The sequence below is a fragment of the Sphingopyxis sp. Q841 genome (genome assembly GCF_052384365.1).
GTDB classification, from domain to species: Bacteria; Pseudomonadota; Alphaproteobacteria; order Sphingomonadales; family Sphingomonadaceae; genus Sphingopyxis; species Sphingopyxis terrae_A.
This window is the reverse complement of record NZ_JBQSUM010000001.1, coordinates 292,535-301,638: the sequence shown is the minus strand read 5'-3', so window position 1 is coordinate 301,638 and position 9,104 is coordinate 292,535. Positions and strand designations below refer to the sequence as shown.

Here is a 9,104-nt window from a genome sequence, read left to right as displayed (position 1 = left end):
CGGCGCGCCGCTATGGCGGCGCCAACTCATTCGAAGGAGAGACACCATGTCCGAACAGACCCTTACCCTGTCGCTGTCGACCGGCGACGTCGTCATCCGCTTGCGCCCCGACCTCGCGCCCCAGCATGTCGAACGCATCACCCAGCTCGCGCAGGAAGGCTTTTACGACGGCGTCGTCTTCCACCGCGTCATCCCCGGCTTCATGGCACAGGGCGGCGATCCGACCGGCACCGGCATGGGCGGCAGCAAGCTTCCCGACCTGCCCGCCGAATTCAACGCCGAACCGCATGTCCGGGGCGTCTGTTCGATGGCGCGCGCGCAGAATCCGAACAGCGCGAACAGCCAGTTCTTCATCTGCTTCGACGATGCGCGCTTCCTCGACCGCCAGTATACGGTGTGGGGCGAAGTGATCGAAGGCATGGAAAATGTCGACGCGCTGCCCAAGGGCGAGCCGCCGCGCGAGCCCGGCAAGATCGTCAAGGCGACGGTTGCGTAACTCGCTCCGTCATTGCGAGGAGCCGCAGGCGACGACGCAATCTCCAGCTGTCGGCATGACGTTACGATGGCTGGAGATCGCCACGCGCCCTGCGGGCGCTCGCGATGATGATTTGGCTTTCATCATTCTCCCACGAACCCGTTCAACCGTTCGCAAGCGGCGATCCAGTCTTCCTTGAACGCCTGGACGACCTGGCCCGCGCTCATCGCCTCGTTCATCAGGCCGACGCCCTGGCCGACCCAATAGGTTGCGAGCTGCTTGGCGCCTTCGTGACCGCCTTCGGACAGCTTGTCGACCTTGCGCAGCGCGGGTTCGCTGACCAGCGATTGCAGCGGCATCGGGAGCGGTTTCGGCGCGCCCTCGGCCTCCCACGCATCGGTCCAGGGCGAGCGGAGCTGGCGCGACGGCTTGCCCGTCCGGCTCTTCGATCGCACCGTGTCGCGCGACGAGGCGGCGAGCATTTTTTCCTTCACCACCGGATTGGTCTCGGCTTCCGACGTGGTCAGCCACACCGATCCACACCAGGCGCCATGCGCGCCCATCGCCATCGCTGCGGCCATCTGACGCCCGGTGACGATGCCCCCCGCAGCGAGGATCGGCGTCGTCGCGCCGACGGCATCGAGCGCCGCAGCCACCTCAGGCACCAGCACCATCGTTGCGACCTCACCGCAATGGCCGCCCGCTTCGCCGCCCGCAACGACAAGGATATCGACCCCGGCGCGGACCTGCGCCAGCGCATGATCGCGGGTGCCGACGAGCGCGGCGACCGGCACGCCGTGCCGCTTGCCGAGTTCGAGCATCAGTTGCGGCGGCACGCCGAGCGCGTTGGCGATCAGGCGAATCGGATGGCGAAACGCAACTTCGAGCAGCTTCGCCGCGCCTTCTTCATGCATATTGTCGCCGAAGCTCTGCCGCGCTTCGGTCGCACCGTCGAGGCCGGCCGCATCGACGCCGAATTTGTCGAGCACATCGGCCGCGAAGCCGAGATGCGTCTCGGGCACGCGCGCCGCGCCCGCCGCCGGTGCCTCGCCCTTGCCGGCGAAGCTGTTGGGGACGATCAGGTCGACGCCATAGGGCTTGCCGCCGATGTGCGCGTCGATCCACGCAAGCTCTTCCTCAAGTCGCTCGGGCGGCAACGAAGCGGCGCCGAACACGCCCATGCCGCCGGCTTTCGACACCGCGACGACGACGTCCCGGCAATGCGAAAAGGCGAGCAACGGAAATTCGATTCCGAGCATGGCGCAGATGGGCGATTGCATGTCTCTCTCTCCAATTTGCTATTTGCACCCATGTCAGCGCCAGTTGACGTAAACGTCAAGTTGATTTGCGCCCGCCACGCTTTATCGCCGGGGCATGACCGGATTTTCCTTACCCGATTTCGACCTCGACGCCTTCGTCCGTGCGACGCTTGCCGAGGATATGGGGAGCGGCGGCGACATCACGTCGATGGCCGTCATCCCCGCCGACGCCGTTTTCACCGGGGTGATGGACAGCCGCGATGCGATTAGCGTTGCGGGGCTGCCGATCGCCGAGCGATTCTTTCGCGCGCTGGCGCCCGATATGGTCATCGAGATTCTGGTCGAGGAGGGCGCATGCGTTCCCGCCGGCACCGACCTGATGCGCCTTTCGGGCAATGCGCGGGCGATGCTGACCGCCGAACGGTCGGCGCTCAACACCGTCCAGCATCTGTCGGGCATTGCGACGATGACGCGTAGCTATGTCGATGCGATCGCCGGCACCGGCGCGACGCTGCTCGATACGCGCAAGACGATCCCCGGCCTGCGCGTGCTGGAGAAATATGCAACCCGCATGGGCGGCGCGACCAATCACCGCATGGGCCTTTGGGACGCGGCGATGATCAAGGACAATCATGTCGCGGTCGCGGGATCGGTCGAAGAGGCGGTGCGCCGGGCGGTGGCGGCGGGAATCGCCGATATCATCGTCGAGGTCGACCGTATCGACCAGGTCGAGGCCGCGTTGGCATCGGGCGCGACGCATCTGCTGCTCGACAATATGACCCCCGACCAACTGCGCGAGGCGGTGGTGATCGTCGCCGGGCGCGTTCCGACCGAGGCGTCGGGCGGGGTGCGGCTCGACACGATTGGCGCCATCGCCGCGACCGGCGTCACCTTTGTTTCGGTCGGGCGCCTGACCCAGTCGGCGCCGGCGGCCGACATCGGGCTCGATTTTGCGCTCGTCTGATACGCCCTCCCTATCCGCTCGCCCTGCGCTTGTCTGAAGGGTGGACCTTCATCATCCTTGGCAAGGAAGAACGGTGTTTCGACAGGATCAGCACGAGCGGAAGATAGGAAAGGCGCTTCTGGCGCTGACTCTGCTGCTCGCCCCCGCGGCGGCGCAGGCGCAATCGCTGGCCTGTGCCGCGCCCGACCGGACGCCGGTGCCGCGGATCGAGCGGCCCGCGCGCGGCGAACCCGTCCGCAAGCCGCCGACGACCGGCTATCTGCTGAGCATGAGCTGGTCCCCGCAGCATTGCGCAGGCGCGCGCAATCCCAAGGATGCACGCGACCGGTTCCAATGTTCGGGCGAAAACGGGCGTTTCGGATGGGTGCTCCACGGTCTGTGGCCCGAGACCGATACACCGGCCTATCCCCAATGGTGCCGTCCCGCGAAGATCGTCGCCGCGCCAGTGCTGCGCCGCCATATGTGCATGACCCCTTCGGCGCAGCTTTTGCAGCATGAATGGGCGAAGCACGGCACCTGCATGAGTTCCAACCCCGCCGCCTATTTTCGCGCCGCCGAAATCCTGTTCCGCGCCGTGCGCTTCCCCGACATGAAGGCGCTGTCGGGGCACGTCCGCACCGCGGGCGACGTGCGGCGCGCCTTTGCGAAGGTCAATCGCGGCATCGATGAGCGGATGATCGCGGTCGCGACCGATCGCGGCGATTGGCTGACCGAGGTACGGCTGTGCCTGGGGCCGCGGATGCGGCCGCAGGCGTGCAAACCCTTTCAGCGCGGCCTCGCCGATGCGCGCGCGGTGCGCGTGCGGCCGATGGATTAACACCTGCAGGGCAAGGCGTCCCGCGCCGGGACGGCGGCGATGTTAACACTCTTTTAACCTTATCGACTCGTTAACGGGCGCCTAGCCTGCCGGGCATGGATTCGGACGAGCATATCGACATCCGCGAGCGCATCCGCGCTTATGGCGCCCGGCAACTGGTCCTTGCGCGGCTGAGCGCGCCGGAGGATTGGCAGGGCGAATTGCGTGGCGCGCTTGCGGCGCAGCGCGAGCGTCCCGCGCTCTGGTCGCGCGACAGCGATTTTCGTCTGTTCGCGGAAAGCTTCGCGATCTTCTTTACCGCGGCGATGATGTTCCTGATCTGACGGCGGACCGCCGATCGGGCCACACTGCTAGAGAATCTCGCGCACGACATCCTGCGGGCGGCAGAAGCGGACGCCCTTGTCGGTTTCGACGAATGGGCGGTTCACATAGGCGGGGTTGGTGACCATCGCCGCGATAATTGCTTCTTCGTCGGCGTCGGGCAGGCCGCGTTCCTCGGCATCGGTGCCGCGCAGGCGCAGCGCGTCCCGCGCGCTCAGACCCGCGTCGCGAAACAGCTGGCGCAGCTTGTCGGCGCTGTAGGGCGTTGTCAGATATTGAATCACCTCGACATCGACGCCGGGGGTTTCCTCGAGAATCGCCAGCGTCTTGCGCGAAGTGCCGCAGGCGGGGTTATGCCAGATGGTTGCCTTCATGGCGCAGTTCCTAACGGGAGCGTAATGGAACGTAAACGCACTATTCATGGCATATATGGCACATTTGCCCGCATGAAGAGGCTTGGACTCCTTGCCTTTGGCGCCCGAACCACGGCTTATAGTCTGCCGAGGGACCGCCAAAGGCGGCAATGAGGGCTGGGTTGCACGTGAAAGAATTGATCGATCGCAGGGCTATGCTGGCGGCGATGGCGGGCGCGGGGGCGCTGGCCGCGACATCGGCGCGCGCAGCCCCACTTCCGGACTGGATCACCGGGCATGGGCAGGCGGCGACACCGCCGCCGGTCGACTATCTGGCCGTCGCGCGGCAACAGCTGGCGCGGCAGGGCAACCGGATCGCGCAGGCCGACCGTGTCGGGATCGTCGATTTCGGGCTGCCCTCCTATCGCCCGCGCTTTGCGCTCGTCGATCTGATCGCCGGCAAGGTGGACATGTATCCGGTCACCCATGGCCGCGGATCCGACCCGCAACATGACGGATGGCTCAAGACCTTTTCGAACGTCCCCGGCTCACTAGCCTCGTCGCGCGGCGCCTATCGCACGAGCGATTATTATTGGGGATCGAACGGATCGTCGATGCGGCTCGCGGGGCTGGAGGCCGACAACAGCAATGCCGACATGCGCGCGATCGTCGTGCATGGCGCCTGGTACGCCGAGCCGTCGCTGATCGCGACGCAAGGCAAGCTGGGGCGCAGCGAGGGCTGTTTCGTGTTCGGAGAGGAGTTGCTGCCGCAAATTCTATACAAGCTGGGGCCGGGCCGATTGCTCTACGCCGACAAGCTGAGCGTAGCGCCCGCGTCTCCGCTGCCCTTCGAATTGCCGCCGGTCGCCGACAATATCATCCGCACCGGCGCCACCCAGGGATCGATGCCGACCAAGGCTGATTGAGAATTCTCGGGTTTCATGCCCGAGGATGTCAACGCAATGTCATCCGATTCCGAAAGGAAGAACGGAGCCGGGGGCATCGCCGCCCGGTCGCCGCTTGATCAGTAGATTGCGCCTTTTTCGGGTTTGGGCGCCTGCACCGTCTGCGTCGTCGGAACGACCGCGGGCGGCGTCGGCGAAATCACCACGGCAGCGGCGCGGCCGGGCTTGGCGAAGCTCGTCACCACCGGCGCGTCGCGGCCGTAAAGGTCGTTCAGCTTCTTGATGCCGCCCTTGCCGTCGGGGACGACGGTCCAATAAGCGACATAGACGGGGAAGGGCTTTTCGAAGCCGAAGCGCGTCGTCTTGCCGCTAGCGACGACATCCCCGAATTCCTCGGGCGTGCGGCCGGCGAACATCACCGCCATCAGGCCAGAGAAATGCAGCGCCTTTTCGGTGCGGATGCAGCCGTGGCTGAAGGCGCGCGAATCCGCGGCGAACGCGCCCTTCGAGGGCGTGTCGTGCAAATAGATGGCGTGCGGGTTCAGCATTTCGAGCTTCATGACGCCCAGCGCATTGTTGGCACCCGGCTGCTGCACCACTGACAGCGCCTTGCCGCTGCCCGTCCAGGTATAGCCCTGCGCGCGGGCGCGCGCCGGATTGGTCGCAATCGTCGATCCGATGCCTTCGGCGATGATGCTCTTGGGCAGCGTCCAGGTCGGGTTGACGATGATCCCCGTCGCCATGGGGTTGAGCTGCGGCGTCGGGGTCGACGGTTTGCCGACGACCGCCTTGTGCGTCGCGATGACGACGCCGTCATGGACGACGCGGGTCAGATATTCGGGCACGTTGCTGACAACATAGCCTTCGCCAAGATCGCGCGGCATCCAGCGCCAACGTTCCATGTTGACGCGGATCGCGTTGGCGTCGGCGGGCGTCTTTGCGGTCTTGAGCGCGGCTTTCAGCACCGCGAAATCGGGATGGACGGGGTCGAGGCTGACCAGCGCCTGCGCGACGTCGTTCGCGGTGAGCGCGCTGCCGAGCAGCGGGATCAGCGGTTCGGTCTGCGCGTCGCCATCGGTCATGAACCATTGTTTGCGCGCAGCATTGGGCGTGCGGCCGTCGCGCATGTGCGTGGCGAGCAGCAGGAAGCTATCGGTCGCGACCTTGTCGAGCGTGATCTGATTGCCGCCGTCGATCGCGGCCTTCAGCGCTTCGGGATTGTAATCCTTGGGGAACAGGCCTTCATCGCCCGCCGACTGGATGAAGGCGAGCAGCGCCCTGGCATTGTCGACGCTCCAGCTCGGCAGATTGGCCTCGGCGACCGTTTCGATCTCGGGCGCGTCATCGGTCACCTTGTCGGGTTGCAGAACGACCGAGTCCTCCTTGACGCTCGTCTGTGCGGCGACGGGCACCGCAAGCAGGGTCAGCGGGAGGATAAGCGCCGCGGCCGGGCGCGCGTAAAGGGGGAGATTTCTGGCCATGGTTAAGGCCCATAGCCAATAATCCCCCCGTGCGAAAGTGAGCTGGGACACAATCCGTCGTGTCCGCGCGCGAACCCGGCGTCGATGGGGGCAGCGTCAGGCCTTGTTGTCGGCATCCTGCTTCGCCAGCCATTCCTCCAGCCACTTGATCGTATAATCGCCGTGGATGACGTCGGGATCGGCGAGCAGCGCCTGATGCAGCGGAATGTTCGTCTTCACCCCGCCGATAACCATTTCCTCGAGTGCGCGGCGCATCCGCATCATGCAGCTTTCGCGCGTGCGGCCATAGACGATCAGCTTGCCGATCATGCTGTCGTAATAAGGCGGGATCGAATAGCCGGCATAAAGCCCGCTATCGACGCGCACATGCATGCCGCCGGCGGCATGATAATTGGTCACCTTGCCCGGTGAGGGCAGGAAGTTACGCGGATCTTCGGCGTTGATCCGGCATTCGATGGCATGGCCGCGGAATTCCAGCTCGTTCTGCTGCACCGAAAGACCCATGCCGTCGGCGATACGGATCTGTTCGCGGACGAGGTCGAAGCCGGTGATCATCTCGGTCACCGGATGTTCGACCTGGATGCGCGTATTCATTTCGATGAAATAGAATTCGCCATTTTCCCACAGAAACTCGATCGTCCCCGCGCCGCGATAGCCCATCTTTGCCATCGCATCGGCGCAAATGCCGCCCATGCGGGCGCGCTCTTCGGCCGAAATCACGGGCGAGGGGGCTTCTTCGAGCACCTTCTGGTGGCGGCGCTGCAGCGAACAGTCGCGTTCGCCGAGATGGATGGCGTTGCCCTTGCCGTCGCCGAAAATCTGAAATTCGATGTGGCGCGGGTTGCCGAGATATTTTTCCATATAGACGGTCGGATCGCCGAACGCCGCCGCAGCCTCGCTCGATGCCTGACCCATGAGGCTTTCGAGGCCGGAGGGGTCGGGGACGACCTTCATCCCGCGGCCGCCGCCGCCCGACGCGGCCTTGATCAGCACCGGATAGCCGATTTCCTCGGCCATCCGTTTCGTTTCCTCGCCATAGGTGACGGCGCCGGGCGAACCCGGCACCACCGGGAGACCGAGCGCGACAGCGGTGCGCTTCGCCTCGACCTTGTCGCCCATGGTGCGGATATGTTCGGGCTTCGGCCCGACGAAGATCATGTCATGCGCTTCGATAATCTCGGCAAAGCGCGCATTTTCCGACAGGAAGCCATAGCCGGGGTGGATGGCGTCGGCGCCCGTCACTTCGGCAGCCGAAATGATTGCCGGGATGTTGAGATAGCTGTCCTTCGCCGCCGGCGGGCCGATGCAGACGGCTTCGTCGGCCAGGCGGACATGCATCGCATCGGCGTCGGCAGTCGAATGGACCGCGACCGTCTTGATGCCCATTTCGTGGCAGGCGCGGTGAATACGCAGCGCGATCTCGCCGCGGTTGGCGATGAGCAGTTTCTCGATGGCCATCGGCGGTCCCTCAGCCGATGGTGAACAGCGGCTGGTCATATTCGACCGGCTGGCTGTTCTCGACATGCACGGCCTTGAGCGTGCCCGAGGTAGGCGCGGTGATCGGGTTCATCACCTTCATCGCCTCGATAATCAGGATGGTATCGCCTTCCTTCACCGCCGAACCCACGCTCGCGAAATTGGGCGCGCCCGGTTCGGCAGCAAGATAGACGGTGCCGACCATCGGCGACTTCACGGCGTCGGCGAAGCTGTCGGCGGCGGGGGCAGCTACGGCGGCCGGCGCGGCGGCTGCGGGTGCGGCAGCGACGGGCGCGGCAACCGGGGCCGGCGCGAAAGCGACCGGCGCCGCGGCGGCGGTCAGCGTCCGCGCAACGCGCACCTTGCGTTCGCCGTCCTCGACCTCGATTTCGGAAAGCTGCGTGTCGTCGAGCAGTTCCGCGAGCGCGCGGACGAAGGCCGGATCGATGTTGATGCCGTGCTCTTTATGGTCACCCATGAGATATTTCCTGTTGTTGCGGCACTGTTGATCGCGTGCCTTGACCCCGTTTCTGATCGCGCCTCTTGTCAGAAGCGCGCGGCGGCGTCCAGCGCCAGCATATAGCTGTCTGCGCCGTGGCCTGCAAAATGCGCGGCCGCCGCCATGCCGATATAGCTGATATGGCGAAAGGATTCGCGCTTCATCGGGTCCGACAGATGGACCTCGATCACCGGAACGCGGATCGACTTGATCGCGTCGTGCAGCGCGACCGATGTGTGCGTATAGCCCCCGGCATTGAGCAGCACCGCCTTGGCGCTGGCGAAATGCGCTTCGTGTAGCCAGTCGATCAGCGTGCCTTCGTGGTTCGATTGGCGGCAATCGACGCGCAGACCCAGTGCCGCCGCACGCTCGGCGAGCCGCTCGTGGATGTCCTCCAGCGTGTCATGCCCATAGATTTCGGGCTCGCGCGTGCCCAGCAGGTTGAGGTTGGGGCCCGAAAGGACAAAGACGGCGGGCGTTTCGGAACACTCGTTGGACAAGGGCACGGTCTTTCGGTTGCGACGCGGGTCGCTCCCCCTATATGGGCTGCACGT

The 9,104-nt window shown here is 65.2% G+C and carries 11 protein-coding genes; 5 read left to right on the top strand and 6 right to left on the bottom strand.

The genetic code is table 11. The features are described 5' to 3' along the window. Window positions 1-46 precede the first annotated feature (46 nt). Window positions 47-496, top strand: a complete 450-nt coding sequence (locus ACT17R_RS01575) for a peptidylprolyl isomerase (protein ID WP_058812727.1) — start codon at window positions 47-49, stop codon at window positions 494-496. A gap of 122 nt (window positions 497-618) precedes the next feature. Here the strand turns inward: ACT17R_RS01575 and ACT17R_RS01570 are convergent, their stop codons facing one another. After that, entirely contained in the window at window positions 619-1,755 is a 1,137-nt protein-coding gene (locus ACT17R_RS01570; RefSeq protein WP_003047772.1) for an NAD(P)H-dependent flavin oxidoreductase, read from the bottom strand. Window positions 1,756-1,849: 94 nt separating this feature from the next. Here ACT17R_RS01570 and nadC point away from each other — a divergent pair, with 94 nt between their 5' ends. The 3 genes from nadC (at window position 1,850) to ACT17R_RS01555 (ending at window position 3,838) form a co-directional block, all read left to right on the top strand. Beyond that, a complete protein-coding gene (gene nadC, locus ACT17R_RS01565) occupies window positions 1,850-2,698 on the top strand; it encodes a carboxylating nicotinate-nucleotide diphosphorylase (RefSeq protein WP_263587449.1) in 849 nt (282 codons plus the stop codon). Between the two features lie 73 nt (window positions 2,699-2,771). Then, complete coding sequence (locus ACT17R_RS01560) at window positions 2,772-3,515, top strand: ribonuclease T2 family protein (protein ID WP_254535660.1); 744 nt, start codon at window positions 2,772-2,774, stop codon at window positions 3,513-3,515. A gap of 95 nt (window positions 3,516-3,610) precedes the next feature. Further along, window positions 3,611-3,838: a hypothetical protein gene (locus ACT17R_RS01555; protein ID WP_062902765.1), complete on the top strand. Its 228-nt coding sequence runs from the start codon at window positions 3,611-3,613 to the stop codon at window positions 3,836-3,838. A gap of 27 nt (window positions 3,839-3,865) precedes the next feature. On the opposite strand, the gene ACT17R_RS01550 is transcribed toward ACT17R_RS01555, so the two are convergent. Next, entirely contained in the window at window positions 3,866-4,210 is a 345-nt protein-coding gene (locus tag ACT17R_RS01550) for an arsenate reductase family protein (RefSeq protein ID WP_062902764.1), read from the bottom strand. Window positions 4,211-4,377: 167 nt separating this feature from the next. On the opposite strand from ACT17R_RS01550, the gene ACT17R_RS01545 reads away from it, so the two are divergent. Continuing rightward, window positions 4,378-5,115 (top strand): murein L,D-transpeptidase catalytic domain family protein, encoded by a 738-nt coding sequence (locus ACT17R_RS01545; RefSeq protein ID WP_444808847.1) that lies wholly within the window; start codon window positions 4,378-4,380, stop codon window positions 5,113-5,115. Window positions 5,116-5,213: 98 nt separating this feature from the next. Here the strand turns inward: ACT17R_RS01545 and ACT17R_RS01540 are convergent, their stop codons facing one another. The 4 genes from ACT17R_RS01540 to ACT17R_RS01525 form a co-directional block, all read right to left on the bottom strand. After that, complete coding sequence (locus ACT17R_RS01540) at window positions 5,214-6,575, bottom strand: L,D-transpeptidase family protein (protein WP_444808846.1); 1,362 nt, start codon at window positions 6,573-6,575, stop codon at window positions 5,214-5,216. 96 nt (window positions 6,576-6,671) lie between these two features. Next, entirely contained in the window at window positions 6,672-8,033 is a 1,362-nt protein-coding gene (gene accC / locus ACT17R_RS01535; protein WP_058812720.1) for an acetyl-CoA carboxylase biotin carboxylase subunit, read from the bottom strand. A gap of 10 nt (window positions 8,034-8,043) precedes the next feature. Then, on the bottom strand, window positions 8,044-8,529 hold the full coding sequence (gene accB / locus ACT17R_RS01530; RefSeq protein WP_003047748.1) for an acetyl-CoA carboxylase biotin carboxyl carrier protein: 486 nt from the start codon (window positions 8,527-8,529) through the stop codon (window positions 8,044-8,046). Between the two features lie 68 nt (window positions 8,530-8,597). Beyond that, complete coding sequence (locus tag ACT17R_RS01525; RefSeq protein ID WP_062902761.1) at window positions 8,598-9,050, bottom strand: type II 3-dehydroquinate dehydratase; 453 nt, start codon at window positions 9,048-9,050, stop codon at window positions 8,598-8,600. Window positions 9,051-9,104: the final 54 nt, after the last annotated feature.